We start from the raw sequence: 15,382 nt of genomic DNA, 5'->3' as shown, positions 1-15,382 counted from the left end.
TTTGTAAATTTATAAGAAAATTACCATTATTTTTTATTTTAAAAATAAATAAACATCAAAAAATAAATTTGTTAACAACGTAAAGCAATTAAGATTAAATAAAACTTTTTTAATCATTTCTAAACAAAAATTATATATTTTATAACTTAAAAGTTTATAATTGTTTTTATTTTTTATAAAAAACAATACATTTGAAGCTTAATAACAATAAACCAATATTTATAATATGTCAATTTGGAAAACTAAACCTCTTTCGGTATTGCTTGGTGAAGCATCCGAATCTGAAAAAGGATTAAAAAGAACCTTATCTTCACGTTCGCTTGTTGCACTTGGAGTTGGAGCAATTATTGGAGCAGGGCTATTTTCCCTAACAGGAATTGCAGCTGCAGATCATGCAGGACCAGCGGTAACATTATCATTCGTTTTAGCTGCTATAGGATGTGCATTTGCTGGCTTATGTTATGCAGAATTTGCTTCGATGATTCCGGTTGCAGGTAGTGCCTATACTTATTCTTACGCAACGATGGGAGAATTTATGGCCTGGATAATCGGTTGGGATTTAGTTTTAGAATATGCTCTGGGAGCAGCAACTGTAGGTGTAAGCTGGTCACGATATCTTCTTGAACTATTGGCCAAATTTAACATTCATCTTCCTCCTGATTTAATTTGTTCTCCCTGGGAAAAATTAACTTTGAGTAATGGCACAGTAATAGAAGGCGGTATTGTTAATTTACCGGCAATTTTTATTGTTTCGTTACTTTCTTTATTGTTGATTAAAGGAACTAAAGAATCTGCTACAATAAACAATATTCTTGTTGTTGTAAAAGTTGCAGTAGTTATCATTTTTATAGTTTTAGGATGGAAATTTATTGATACAACTAATTACACTCCATACATTCCAGAAAACACTGGCGTATTCGGAAAATTTGGATGGTCAGGAATTGCAGCAGGTGCAGGCACTGTCTTTTTTGCTTTTATTGGCTTTGATGCAGTTTCGACTGCAGCACAAGAAGCTAAAGATCCCCAAAAGGGAATGCCTGTTGGTATTTTAGGTTCTTTGATAATATGTACCTTATTATATGTATTGTTCTCTCATGTTATGACTGGACTTGTACCTTACTATAAATTTGCTGGAGATGCAAAACCTGCTGCAACTGCTTTTGCTGTAACAGGATATGACTTTTTACAAACTGGTCTAATTGTAGCTATTTTAGCAGGTTACACTTCAGTAATGTTAGTGATGTTAATGGGCCAAAGCCGTGTGTTTTACACTATGAGCAAAGATGGTTTACTACCTCCTTTCTTTAGCGAAATCCATGCAAAATTTCGTACTCCATGGAAAACAAATCTTTTCTTTTTAATATTTGTTAGTTTATTTGCCGGACTTGTTCCTGTTAGTGATTTAGGGCATATGGTAAGTATCGGAACTTTATTAGCATTCGTATTGGTTTGTATAGGCGTTATGGTTATGCGTAAGAAAATGCCGGAAGCACCAAGAGCATTCAGAACTCCATGGGTTCCATTTGTGCCTATCGCGGGTATTATTATCTGTTTTGCTTTAATGTATTCTTTACCAAACGAAAGCTGGGCGAGACTTGTAATCTGGATGGCATTAGGAGTCCTTATCTACTTTGTATATGGCAAGAAAAACAGTAAATTGAACAATCCTGGATAAGGATTCAGTTATAGAAAATAAAAAAAGGATTATAAAGTTAATTTTATAATCCTTTTTTTATACCTGAGATAATTTTACAAATCAAAAACAGAAGTTCTTTTAGCCCTAATTAAATCTTTTAGTTTAATCCAGAAAGCTAAAGTAAGATATACTCCAAACCATAATCCTGCCGTAACAAACGAAATATAAATAAAAAACAGCCGGACATTAGTAACACGCATTCCGAGTTTATCAGCTAATCTGGAAGATACATGGAAACCGTATTTTTCGAAAAAGAATTTCAGTTTTAAAATCAGCGACATGTTTTGAAGTTATAAGTTTAGCGCAAAAATACAAAATTTTCAATTGACCTATTTTTTTAGCTAATTGCTTTTTAACAACTCCATACCAACAGCACATTTCATACAACCGTTACTATCGCAATATTGACTTTTAAGCTGTAATAAAGATTGTGTTTCAAACGCATTTTGAGAAGAGATCCCAAATGAATTAAATTTTTCAATAATAGAATTCTTCTCCGGAGATATACCATCTAAAATAGAAATTAAATCCTCTGCAATTGATTCATTTACCATTTTAGCATAGGCAAACTGCAAGGGAACAATCGTATTTATGACCAATAAATCTATAAATGAATTAGATAATGATTTAGTTTTCTTTGGGCTCTCTTTATCAAATTGATAATGATTTTTCCAATACAAACCTGTTGAAACATCAAATACTTTATAAATACCATTAATGGATTTCAAGTCAATTATTTTAGAGAACAGGTTTTGATGCTTATGATATAAAGCGGCTAACTGCGAAAGACGAATTGTAGGGAAATTATCCGGTCTGTGTTTAAAAAACTGAACTGGCTCTATATATACTTTTTCTATTTGGTATTTATGCAAAAGATAGAAATATCTAAATTTTAAATCCTTAAAATAAACATCTTCCTTATCCCCATCTAATAAACCAGTAGTTCCAAAAAATAAAGCTTCAAGATTTTCCAGCTCAAAACTTTCTTTACGAATAATGGAAAACGGAATTGCTTTAGCTAATTGCAGAAATGCATTCCCATTTGTATTCAAGCCAAAATTCTTAGACAATAAGCAAAATAAAACCGCTTCCCAATCCTGATTGGTTTCCTTAAGCAGATCATAAATAGCTTGCGATTTTCTTTCTAAACGTTCAAAAAATAAGCGTTCCTGCCAATTTTTAAATACAAATCCCGGAATATTGGCAATTTGTTTCTCACAATAAATCCATGACTTTGGTGATTTTAGTGTGTTGTAATTTAAAATGGTTTCAGGAGATACATAATCCTTTAAAACCAATACGGGAATTTCAGCATTATTTCTTCTGTAAATATCAGCATCATATTCCCATACAACATGTAATATCACATTTTCATAAGCTGTGTCTTTTTCATGAAGATGCAAATACCAGTCAGAAGCTTTTAAATGTATTTCAACATTTCCAGCCCATTTTTGATCTCCTATTTTAATTTGTGCATTAAAAAAATCTGGTCCTGCAAGTTCTAAATAATTTCCTGTATTGATAATTGTAACTTCTTCCTCGTTTACTGTTTTTAAATTCAGGGTATCAAATTTTTTAAACCTCCAGAGATAATGAAGAAAATCTTCTTTCATTTTTTAAACTTTAATATTGTTTTATAATACTCTAAAATACGAAAAATAGTATTAATATTACAATTTCAAGGCTCATTAAATGAAATTATTTCATTAAATATAATTTTGCACATGCCCTTGCATCAGATAATGCCTCATGATGATTCAGCTGAATTTTCATTTCACGACAGCAATCGCTAAGTCTAGTTGGTTTTAATCCTTTTGCTTTATAGATTTTCACTGTACATTCCCAACGGCTTGCAATATTCAAATCTTCGTAATGCAATCCATGTAAGGCCATTGATTTGATTAAAACATTTCGATCAAAACTTTCGTTATGAGCTACAACTACCCTATTTTTCAAACGTTTCTCGATTTCAGGGTATATCTGTAAAAAAGATTTTGCATTTATAGTATCACGAGGATAAATTCCGTGAACCTGAATGGTAAATGGATTGTATTCATTATTGGGAGGTTTGATTAAAGTAACAAACTCGTCTGTAATAATCCCGTTTTCTACGGTAACAATTCCAACAGAACATGGGTGGTAAGCTGTCGCAGTTTCAAAATCTATAGCAGTAAAAGTCAATTTGATAAAATTTTAAAATTTGAAATTGCTAAGTTATTAAAGCAATTTTTGAATTGTACAAATTTAAAACTTTAGTAAATTAAAATAGAACAAAAGTTTATTAGAGAAATAACTTAGAATGGATATCCGATTGCTATATTCAAAATTAAATTATCTTTTCTCCATGAACCGCTTCCAAAATTGATATCGTCAATTACCCATCTTTGTCCGTCCGGTAATGAAGGGTTTCTAAGCGGAATTGCCAGATCGGTTCTTAAAACAAAAAAAGACACATCAAAACGTAACCCTACTCCTGCTCCAACAGCAATTTGTTTCATGAAATCTTTTGAAATTTCGGCTCCGGGTTTATTAGGATCTGCATTTAAAAGCCAAATATTTCCTGCATCGAAAAAGACTGCTCCTTTTACTATACTAAAAAGCTTTGCCCTGTATTCTGTGTTGAATTCCAATTTCAAATCGGCTGTCTGATCCGGAACATAATTGGCTGTGGTTTCAGGAACTACATAACTTCCCGGCCCTAAAGTCCTTGCTCTGAATGCCCTGATACTATTAGTCCCGCCTATTACGAATTGTTTTGATGTTGGCATTATAGTAGAGTTTCCGTATGCAAACCCGGCACCCAAAATCACTCTGCTGGCAAGTTCACTATCTTTTCCGAGTTTTAGATAATGTCTAAAATCTGTTTTTACCTTTACGTATTGACTAAAAGGAACATCAAATATTGTTTTTTGATTATCTTCCTTAACATTTGCACCGGTAACTAACTCTGTTATATTTCCGGCCAAATCCAGTTCTCCATTAAAATAAATTGTATTTTTTCTACGCTTCTGCATAGTGTTCGTGTATGTGTAATTGTAGGTTGGGCCAAAAATCAACTGCTTTTCAATTACCCTTCCTAACGCTTCATCTTTCTTAATATCTTCCAAATATTCAGCTGTAACATGGTTAGGACTTACGTAGGTAATATCTATCACATTTAACTGATGTTCTTTGCGAATGTTTTCCTTCCACAGATAACCAAATGAACCATTAAACGAGTTTAAGGCATATAACTGGGTTCGTTTTTGATATTCATAACGTAAAGTTGCTTTGGTTCTCGGAACAAATTCACTGTTGCCCTGAATACTAAAAGGCGATATAAATCTTGGCCATGTCAAACTGGTCTCGGCTCCGAGTTTATAAATATTCCTTCCTTTATTCGGTCCGCCAAGCTGAAAATCGGCTCCTCCAAATATTGAAAAAGTAAATAATTCTGCCCCACGGAAAAAATTCCTGTTATTCCAGTTCACATTGATTTCTGAACCAGTGTAACTTGCCGAATTGGTTTTCCCCAAAATCTCAACACGAATAAACTTTTTAGGCAACAAGGTCAGATAATAATAGGAATCCAATGTTTTTGGGATACTGTCCGAAACTTTAAATTCATTTTTTACAAAGCTGAAAGTCCCCAGATTAACAAATCGGTTTAAAGTCAGGTTATGATCTTTTCTGTTGTATAAATCTCCTTTTTTAAAATAAATCGTCCTGTCAAAAATTCGGGGTTCAAAAGTATCTGCCGTATCTATTATGGTAAAATCTTTGTATTGCTTAATGTCTTTTTTTCTGTAAACCACACTATCATTTGTTAATGAATAATTTGGATAAACAAAAATTTTGTCAATTTTATAAGCTGTTAACGCTTTTACCGGAGCATCGTCTTTTATTACTAACCTAATGTTTACTTCATGATCGCCTTTACTACTGTCCACTTTGGCGAGAATATAATCCGGATTAAAATAGTAATATCCTCTTTCTTTTAGTCTTGCATCGATTCGCTCTCTTTCGGCTTTGATAATATCTAAATCATACGGTTTTCCGACTTTTAAAAGGCTTCTTCGGCTTGATCTTGCAATTATTTTTGACATCTTTAAAGAATCATCCGGAAACGTGACACTTTTGATGATGTATTGTTTTTTAGGTAAAACGGTATATTCTGCAGTAACTCTTTTGTTGGAAACGGTAGAATCTGCACTTACACGTGTTTTAAAATATCCTCTGTTTTCAGAGAAATTTCGCAGTATTGAACTGTTATAATCTAAATCAACCTGACTGAAGAGAACCGGCGGCTCACCTACTTTATTTCGAAGCCAGTACCGAAGTCCTTTTTCTTTTTTAGGCTCTCCGGCAATATTATAAATCCATAATTTAGGGCGTAATCCTAAAATTTGTTTGTTGGGTTTAGGACGCAGTAAACCCTTCATTTCTGTTTCCAGTGCTTTTCTGTCTTTTCTTTTTATTACAGAATCTTTTACGGTTACAGAACCTCCTGTGTATAATAATTCTCCTTCAGGTAAGTATTTGGTATTGCTGCATCCCAAAGCAAAAAATAAAGACAGCAGCACAAAATACTTTACATATTGTTTCTCTATATGATTACGTTTTTTGCTCATTTCCTTCAATTTGATTTTCGGGTTGTATTTCCTCTTTTTCCTTCTTTTCTTTCTTTTTTTGCTTCTCTTTTTCCTTACGAAGTTTTTCTTCTCTTATCAGCTCCTTTTCTTTCTCCGTACGATGAAAAAGCTCTCTGAATTTATTATAACTCATCGTAATAATAAAAGCCACTCCGGTTTCTACAACCTGACCTTCTACAGCAACCTGATACTGGTTTTTTCGATACGCACGAACCATATAACGCCCGTCTTTGGTAAGTTGGTAATCCAGGGCGACATCTCCGGCGATATTAGTACTTTCTTCATTGGCGCGTTCCTGACCTTCGACTCCAAAACTGCTTCCAACGGTTACTTTCAATCGGTCGTCGAGTAATTTTTTAGAAACTTCTACATTCAGATCGGTTCTGTTTTCCATGGTTCCGGAAGTATAATCTTCTGTGGATTCTAAATCAAAATTCACTTCAAAACCTGTAACCAATTCGCTCGCCAGATTATTCAACTGTTGCGAAAGAATCTTGCTAACACTTTGTCTGGCAATTGATTCTGCACTGGCCCCACCGCTTTCGCTCGCAAACGGATTTTCGCCTACAAATCGGTTTAATAAAATAAGGGCAAAAACCTGCTTGTTAAGTTCGGCCGGATCCTGCTCCAATTGTTTCAGTTTCGTTTGGGTAAGCGTTACAACATCAGTAGAAACATCGTAATTTCCTTCAGGAAGCTCAATTCCAAAAGAAATTTCAGGCTTCATCAATTCGCCTTTCATTTTTAACAAGGCCTGAAACGGAAGTTTTTGCTTGTAAGTGTTTCTGATAGTCGAACTTTCGCCTGAAAGCTGAGTTCCTAATAAATCAATTGGTGCTGTGTTTACTTTATATACCGCTGTAATATTAACATTTGCCATGGTCGGCTCGCCGTTCCAGGTAATATAACTTCCTTTCTGAATATTAAATTTTCTTTTTATTCCGTTGAAATTCATTTCATACGCACCATCTGAGAATTCATATTTTCCAACTAAGGTTGTTTTTCCGGACTGATCAATTCCTCCAACGAGTTCGGCTTCTCCCTTTAATTTCAAATAATCACCATTTCCTTTGTCGATAATCAAATTCAGTTCAGCTTCCTTATCAATCGTAATAGCAACGTTTACATTCATCCCTTTCAACTCCGACTGATTAAGCTCATTTTGTAAATCAATCGTTTGTTTGAGGTACATATTATCTTCGTTCACAAACTCTACAATTCCTTCTCTATCTGCAATTGAAGGATCTGATTGTGGCAATACCACTGAAAATTCTGTTTCTTTATTGATTTTGATTGTGCCGTCAACAACCGGGCTGTCCAGATTTCCCTTAATGTTTAATTTGGTATCCAGAAACAAATCACCATAAAACAGATCATTGTCTTTTGCCTTAGAATTTATAGCTCTGAAATCGTTTGCCTGAACTAAAAGATCAAAATCAAATTTGGTAAAATCTGCCGATCTGATTGTTCCGTCTACAAACAATTCATTGTCGTTTTCGTCTAAAAGAGAAAATTTGTCAAACGAAATAGTTTCATTATTAAACGTGATTTTTTCTTTTCCAATTTTAAAATAAGAATTAAGCTGTGTAACCCTGAAAGCTGCATCATTAAAATTCAATTCACCGTTAATTTGTGGTGCTTTAGTCGTTCCGGTAACTTTAAAATTTCCTGACAAATAACCGCTTCCCTCTGAAATATTATCCATACTGAAACCCTGAACGCTTTTGATGTTTAATTTGTTGATATCAACATTCAAATCAAAAGTTCCCGTATCTATTTTGTAATCTCCATCAAGTTTTAAGTCGTTCCCTTCATCGGTTAATTGTACATTTGCTGCAAGCGTATTATTGGTTTTGTTGTCTACTTTTACTTCAAGATCTCCCACTTTATCTCCTTTAAAAGTAAAGTCATCAATTTTTAAATCGGATGTGAAAGTTGGATTAGTCATGACGTTTTCTACCACTGCCGAACCGTTTATCAATCCCTGCATCAACAATTTGTCTTTTTTGACCATATTCAGAATGGTCTCAATTTTGAAATTCACAAAATCAACCTGTAAAGGCGCATTGTTCTGAGTTCCCTGTGACTGAATTTTTAATTCATTCCCTGCATTAGACAAATAAAATTTATTGATGTAAAGTCTTTTATCACCTAATTCAACAGCATTTTCAGGATCAATATTCCATTTTTCGTAATTAAGAACAAAGGTTTCAGCATCGATTTTAAAGATGTTTTTAGAATCTTCTGCCTTAAATTCTCCTGCAATAAAATATTGTTGTTTTTCTTTTACATCCTGAACTTCAAGTGCGTAAGTCAAAATATTATTTTCTACCTGACCAGATAAACTTGTATACGGAATTTTTAGCGAGCCGCTTTCAATAGTAGCCACAGAAATTGAATATTCTAAAGCATTTTCTTTGGCTTCAATATTGATTTTTCCGTCAGAAATGGTATTATCCGCATAAACAATTCTCGGAATTATTCCTTTAACCTGTAGCGAATCTGTTTGGTTATTGTAATTTCCAGTAATAGTTAAAGGCTCCAGACCTGTAAGTTTCGGAATTAATTTAAACAACACAGGATCATTGTCTACTTTTAGAGTAAAAGCCAGTCGCTGTTCATCTGATTCCGCATTTACTCTTGGATTTTTAAGATCAATATACTTAGAAATTGACTTTTTAATGGCTGTAGTCAAGGTTGTCAATTTATATTTCCCGACAACTTCAGCTTTTAAAAACTGTGATGAAATTTTTATCGAAATGCTGTCTTTATCGGCGAAAGCCAAAACTCTAATGGAATCCAGAACAATTGGTTCCTCTTTCTGTAAAATCTGAATATTCGAAAGAAACACTTTTCCGTTTAAATAATCGGGGTTACTGTTGGTGATGTCTGCATCAACATTTCCGCGTAGTTTCATTGGACCGGCATGAAGATTCAGTTTTTCAAGATCGGCAATATCGAGATTGAGCTTTAATTTTACTGTTGGGTATTTATCTTTAGTATCTCCGCTTGCGGTTAAATCAAAATTCAGGTTTGGGTCTTTCATTCCTGATTTTACTGCAAACGAACCATTTTCTATGTTTCCTTTTAAAGCTAAATCCCTATAAGTATATCTGTTAAAAACGGCTTTCTGTACCAAACCATCAATTGCCGCATTTGCCGTTTTTGGATCTAAACCAGTTCCTTTTACTTTCGCTTTAAGCGAAATTTTTCCAATCGAATCATTTTTGATTAATTTTCCCAAATCAAATTCCGTCAGATTTACAGAAGCATCGTATCTTTCACGGTTTTTTACACGCTGATCAAACATACCATCAACTTTTGCATTTCCGAAACTGCTGTTTAGAGCCAGATTGGTTTTGAAATTCTGAACCGAACCTTTAAATTTCCCCTTCAGATTGATTTGTGAAGGCAACTGAATATTCTTCGGAATTGTTCCTGCAGGTACAAACGAATTGATGTCTTTTGATGTACTGGAAAGATTTCTAATATCTAAATCATAATAGGATTTCTGAGCATCAGGCAGGCCTTTTATTTTCCCGGAAAGGGAAACTTTTGTACTTCCGATTCCGCTCAATTCGAACTTCGGAATGTTCAGGTCTTTTACTTTTCCGTTTACACGCGTATTCAGATACAATATCGCATTTGGATTACTTTTAAACGGATTTTGCTTTTGAAGATCCGGAACAAAAAGCAGAATATCCTTAAATCCAATTTTGGACTGATTTAAATTTGCATCAACTGAAAGATTTCCAAGATCTTTTTTCAGCGAGGCAATCGATTTGTACTCCACTTTAATTTTGTCTTTTACAAGCGTCTGTGGAGTTCTTAGATATAAATTATTCAGGGATGCATTTTTTGGACCGTAGAAAAAGTCTGTTTTTAAGGACTGAATATTTAATCCGCTTTTTTCTGTAACCGCCAAGGCTTTTATATTTCCCGAAATCGTATCGTTTGCATAATATAATTTGTCAGCTTTTAGATTGAATTTATCCAGATCCAAATGACTGTAATCAATTCCTTTTTGAACTGGTTTTGACTGCATATCATCAAATTTGAAATCTATATTTTGAATGTCAACATCTGCCAGCTTAACTTTCCAGCCAGCTTGCTTTATTGCGGTTGTGTCGAGGCTTGGTGCCTGAATCTGCTTATCTTTTGCACCCAGTCGTAAATTTCCTTTAAGATTTTTAACTTCAAAAGCATCAAAATCCAAAAGCTGTTTATTAAGATCGATTTCATTAACCGTTAAATTTAAGGTTCCTAATCGGATTCCGGAATCTAATCCTGAATCTTTATTATCATACATTATATCAATTTTAGACAAGGTAATTTTGTCCAGTTTTAATTTAAAATCTTTTCGTTTCGAAATGGTATCAACAGTCTTAACAGAAACTTCTGCAATTTCCTCAACAACATCCTGATTCAATACTAATTTCAATCCATGCAGATCAATATTCGGAATATCAAAATCCATTTTATCCAAATCGAATCTGTTGAATTTGGTATCAAAATGGTTCAGGTTTACACGAATATCATTTTTAGAATAATCATCTTTAAAGTTGAATTTCACCTTATCGAGATTGACTTTTACTACCGATATTTTAAAGGGTTTAGCATCCGGGTCTTCTACTTTTGGTTCTTTTGATTCAAATGCTTTAATGATATAATCGAAGTTAAAAACGCCATCTTTATTTCTGGAAATATTCGCTTTTACATTTTCAAGCGAAACCGAATTGATTTCGAGTTCACTGCTGATCAGTTTAAAAAGATCAACGTCAACTTCCAGATACTTCCCAGCTAATAAAGTATCTTTTTTCTGGTCTTCAAAATAAAAACCTTCCAGCACTACATCTTTTGGAAATTTAATTAATATACGATCCAGTTTTACTGTAGTTTTAATTTTTTTATGCAGGTATGAAATTGCTTTTTCCTTAGCAAAATTCTGTATTGACGGAATCTGGATTAAAATGGTAAGTAATAATAATAGTGTAATAACAGAAGCTACGCACCATAAAAGTATACGAAGTGTTTTTTTTAGAAAATGTTTCGGTTTCTTATTCATAAACACACTAAAAATTAAATAGTACTTGAGATAATAGCAGAATTACCCAATTACAAAAATTGTAAAATTTTACTTTAACAATTTACATAATTCTATGCATTTATTCTAAAATTCCACTGTCAAATAGTTAATTCTATTTTAGCAATAACATAAAAAACAGCGTTTTGTTAATTAATCAAAAGTGTATTTGAGGATTTTTTTCGCGTAATGAATCTATTTTCTGTTGAAGTTTCGTTAGGAATTTCTTGTGTTGTTCTGATTCAGGACTGAAACTTCTGTGACGAAGACTTTTTTGAATTTCATCAACTTCTTTCATCTCAAAAAAACTGGTTTCTGAAATGTAATTTTCACTGAAAAGCTTCCAGATATAATCAATCGCAATCTGGTTAGGATGCAGCATATCTTCGGCATAAAAGCGATAATCACGAAGTTCGTCCATCATGATTTCGTAAGAAGGGAAATAGTTGATGGCTGATGGCTGATGGCTGATGGTTTTATGAAGAGCGGAAAATAAATGTGATTTGCTCAACTGATTTTCTACAAAACCGTCTTTGATGTGTCGCACAGGCGAGACGGTAAAAATAAAATGTATATTCGGATTTAAATTCCGGATTAGTTCAATTGTATTTTGGATGCTTTCTTGGATTACATTAACACTTAATAATTCTTTTGTAAATTGTTTTTGAGGAACTTTATGGCAATTGGCAACAATTTGATCGCTTTCTGTATTTCTGTAAACCCAGGAAGTTCCGTAGGTAATGATAATGTGAGTTGTTTCTTTTAACCATTTATGAGTTTCGGTAATGGCTTTATTTAATGTTTCGAGTAATTCTTTCCTATCAGAGTTACTTAAATCTGAATGCACATCAAAACAATGCCAGCGCTCATTGTGAAAGAAAATATCTTTTTCTTCAAATAATTTTTGTTCAGAAACCCTCCTGAATATTTTTTCAATTGAAACCGGATTAAAAATAATCCCAAACGGATTTGTTTCATTTTGCAATTTATAATAATCAAATTTAGCCGACATATTTTCTGCAAAACAGGAACCAACAGAAAATAACTTCGAATTATAATCGATGGGAGCGCTGCTTTTTAAAATTGGGATTTGGGTTCTGAATTGCATATACAACAAAAATAAATTTGTGAGTTAAAAAGATAAATTTTCATCTTTCACAATCAATATTTTCAATAAAAAAATTCTATAGAATTAAAAAATTTTTCAGGAATTTTACTGTCTGAAGCTCCTCTGTAGGATACTTTTTTTGTTATCTCTCTTATAGAAGGGTAATTATCTGAATTATAAGTGATTTTACTTTTAAGTGTAATTATTTCACCTCCATAGGATGACTCATAATTTAAACAGTTGTGTTCTACACCTTCAAAAGTTGGTAATATTATCTTAATTTTGTCAAATCCTAAGATATTTTTATGAGGACTGTTCTTATCATCAAATGAATAAGAATTTACATTACTGCGAAATTGTCCTACTTCATTTTTAACTATTTCTTTATTTTTCAAATAATATATATTTGTATCTTCTGATTTAATTTTTTGTATTTTCAAATCACCAGTATATTCAGTTTCTATTATAGAACCATCTAATTTATATGTATATTCAGAAAGCTCTCCTTCATTCCTATGTAAAAATAGTCTTTTAGCACTTTTTAATCTATTTTTATTATCATACTCCAAAATAGTATTAAAATTAGTTTTTTCGCTATCGGGAAATTTAGTTTCAATTTTAGTAATTAAATCACCCGTATACGTAAAAAACATATTTTTATCTTTTCTGTCATTCGTAATACTAACAATCTTATTTCCAATATAATTATAAAAAGTAGTTGTAATTCCTCTGCTATCTGTACACACTGCTTTCTTTAACAAAACTTTTGCTTCATTTGATGATGTTCCATTCTTTATTTTCTGTCCAAATGAATAGGATGAAAATAATATAACAATAAGCAAAAAAATCTTTTTTATCATTTTTTTTTAAAATTATTTAGTGTATTTTCTAAGTGTTTATAAGGTAAAAGTAGACAATTTGTCCTTAACCCCTTTATATTTATAAAACATAAATTAACCTTCGGAAAACTACTATTAGCAAATAATTTAGATATTTAATAACTAAAATCAAATTCAGAAACTAAAACATTTGCTTACTTTTGCATCTTCCATTTTTTTAAATATCTATGAAATTACTATATTCTTATATAATCAAACATAAAATGCTTTTATTTTTTGCTTTGATTATGGCTACTATTAACATTTGTTTCAGTTTATCAGACTCTATTATTACAGGTAAATTAATGCAGGATTGTGGCGTTGGCCTGCATAAATACGATGGAAATGAAATGGGTTTTATCAAATCATTATCTTTCTGGCTTGGGCTTTCTCTTGGTGCTGCGATGATTTCGAGAATTACCAAAAATTTTCAGGATTACTTTACCAACATTGTGATTCAGCGAACAGGTGCTCAGATGTATACTGACGGAATTAAAAAATCACTTGATTTACCTTATGCCGAATTTGAAGATCAGCGAAGCGGGGAAACCTTAAGTAAATTAACTAAAGTGCGTTCTGATTCCGAAAAACTGATTACGCTTTCCATTTCGCTTATTTTCCAAACAATTATTGGATTTGTTTTTGTCATTATTTACATTGCCCGAATTGATTATCGTATTTCACTTATCTTTTTAGTTACAGCTCCAATTATTGCTTTAGTAAGTTCTTATCTGGGCAAAAAAATAAAAATTGTTTCCAAAAAAATTGTAAATCAAACTAACGCATTGGCTGGTTCTACAACAGAAAGTTTGAGAAATATAGAATTGGTAAAAAGTCTTGGCTTAACCTATCAGGAAGAAAAGCGTCTGAACTTAAACACCTTTAAAATCCTGCATCTTGAATTAGAAAAGGTTCGTTTTATCAGAAGTTTAAGCTTTATTCAGGGAACGACCGTCCACTTTTTAAGAACCTGTGTCGTTTTTACATTATATTATTTCCTTTTTGGAGGAAAAATTATTGTAGGCGATTTACTTACCATGGTATTTTTTACCTTTTTTATTTTTGGTCCTTTACAGGAATTGGGGAACTTTATAATCGTGCTTAACGAAACTAAAGTTTCTATGGAAAATTTCAGGATTCTTTTAAATGCTCCTAAAGAATTTCGCCCGAAAACCCCAAAACATGTTGGAGCAATTCAGTCTTTATTATTTTCGAATGTAAGTTTCCAGCACAAAACAGCCAAATTTAAAGCCGTCGAAAATATTAATTTTGAGATTAAACAAGGACAGACCGTAGCCTTTGTTGGCCCGTCTGGTTCCGGAAAAACAACTTTGGTAAAATTATTAGTCGGATTATACACTCCTGCAGAAGGCAAGGTTTTTTATAATGATATTGATTCGACAGAAATTGACCTGCTCGATTTAAGGAAACAACTCGGATTTGTAACTCAGGATGCACAATTATTCTCAGGAACAATCCGTGAAAACCTGTTATTCGTAAAACCAAATGCAACCGATGAAGATTTGTATGATGCCCTGAAAAGAGCCAGTTGTGAAAAATTACTAATTCGTGCCGAGGACGGTTTAAACACCACAATTGGCGAAGGCGGAATTAAAGTTTCTGGTGGAGAAAAACAGCGTCTGTCAATCGCAAGGGCCATCTTAAGAAATCCGAATTTATTGATTTTTGATGAAGCTACATCTGCCCTGGATTCTATTACTGAAGAAGAAATCAATGCTACAATCAGAAATATTTCAGATCAAAACAGAATCACGGTTTTAATCGCACACCGCTTGTCTACTGTTATGCATGCTGATCGAATTTTTGTGCTTGAACAAGGGAAAATCATTGAGCAAGGAAAACATGAGGATCTAATTGTAGAAAGAGGGCTTTATTACGCAATGTGGCGCCAGCAAATTGGTGAGCGTAAGTAATTTTTAAGGCCCTGAGATGCTCAGGAGCTAAGCTTCTAAGTTTTTTTGAAAG

At 32.9% G+C, this 15,382-nt stretch carries 9 protein-coding genes; 2 read left to right on the top strand and 7 right to left on the bottom strand.

Going from position 1 to position 15,382, the window contains the following annotated elements:
* Positions 1 to 226: 226 nt before the first annotated feature.
* Positions 227 to 1,675, top strand: coding sequence for an amino acid permease (locus tag GXM16_RS04115; RefSeq protein ID WP_163392984.1), 1,449 nt, complete (start codon positions 227 to 229; stop codon positions 1,673 to 1,675).
* Between the two features lie 74 nt (positions 1,676 to 1,749).
* Here the strand turns inward: GXM16_RS04115 and GXM16_RS04110 are convergent, their stop codons facing one another.
* From GXM16_RS04110 to GXM16_RS04080, 7 genes are all read right to left on the bottom strand, one after another.
* Positions 1,750 to 1,977 (bottom strand): PspC domain-containing protein, encoded by a 228-nt coding sequence (locus tag GXM16_RS04110; protein WP_110348653.1) that lies wholly within the window; start codon positions 1,975 to 1,977, stop codon positions 1,750 to 1,752.
* A 60-nt stretch (positions 1,978 to 2,037) separates the two neighbouring features.
* The gene (locus GXM16_RS04105) at positions 2,038 to 3,309 is read right to left on the bottom strand and encodes a DUF2851 family protein (RefSeq protein WP_163392982.1); all 1,272 of its coding nucleotides are present in this window, start codon (positions 3,307 to 3,309) and stop codon (positions 2,038 to 2,040) included.
* Between the two features lie 85 nt (positions 3,310 to 3,394).
* Complete coding sequence (locus GXM16_RS04100; protein WP_163392980.1) at positions 3,395 to 3,877, bottom strand: 3'-5' exonuclease; 483 nt, start codon at positions 3,875 to 3,877, stop codon at positions 3,395 to 3,397.
* A gap of 113 nt (positions 3,878 to 3,990) precedes the next feature.
* Positions 3,991 to 6,306 (bottom strand): translocation and assembly module lipoprotein TamL, encoded by a 2,316-nt coding sequence (gene tamL, locus GXM16_RS04095; RefSeq protein ID WP_163392978.1) that lies wholly within the window; start codon positions 6,304 to 6,306, stop codon positions 3,991 to 3,993.
* On the bottom strand, positions 6,290 to 11,392 hold the full coding sequence (locus GXM16_RS04090; protein WP_163392975.1) for a translocation/assembly module TamB domain-containing protein: 5,103 nt from the start codon (positions 11,390 to 11,392) through the stop codon (positions 6,290 to 6,292). Before GXM16_RS04090 ends, tamL begins: the two co-directional genes overlap by 17 nt.
* A 175-nt stretch (positions 11,393 to 11,567) precedes the next feature.
* Complete coding sequence (locus tag GXM16_RS04085) at positions 11,568 to 12,518, bottom strand: GSCFA domain-containing protein (protein WP_163392973.1); 951 nt, start codon at positions 12,516 to 12,518, stop codon at positions 11,568 to 11,570.
* Positions 12,519 to 12,580: 62 nt separating this feature from the next.
* A complete protein-coding gene (locus GXM16_RS04080; protein ID WP_163392971.1) occupies positions 12,581 to 13,378 on the bottom strand; it encodes a hypothetical protein in 798 nt (265 codons plus the stop codon).
* A gap of 206 nt (positions 13,379 to 13,584) precedes the next feature.
* On the opposite strand from GXM16_RS04080, the gene GXM16_RS04075 reads away from it, so the two are divergent.
* The gene (locus GXM16_RS04075; protein ID WP_163392969.1) at positions 13,585 to 15,330 is read left to right on the top strand and encodes an ABC transporter ATP-binding protein; all 1,746 of its coding nucleotides are present in this window, start codon (positions 13,585 to 13,587) and stop codon (positions 15,328 to 15,330) included.
* Positions 15,331 to 15,382: the final 52 nt, after the last annotated feature.

This window comes from Flavobacterium limi (genome assembly GCF_010645075.1).
In the GTDB taxonomy this organism is placed as follows: Bacteria; Bacteroidota; Bacteroidia; order Flavobacteriales; family Flavobacteriaceae; genus Flavobacterium; species Flavobacterium limi.
This window is presented reverse-complemented; position numbering and strand designations above follow the sequence as displayed.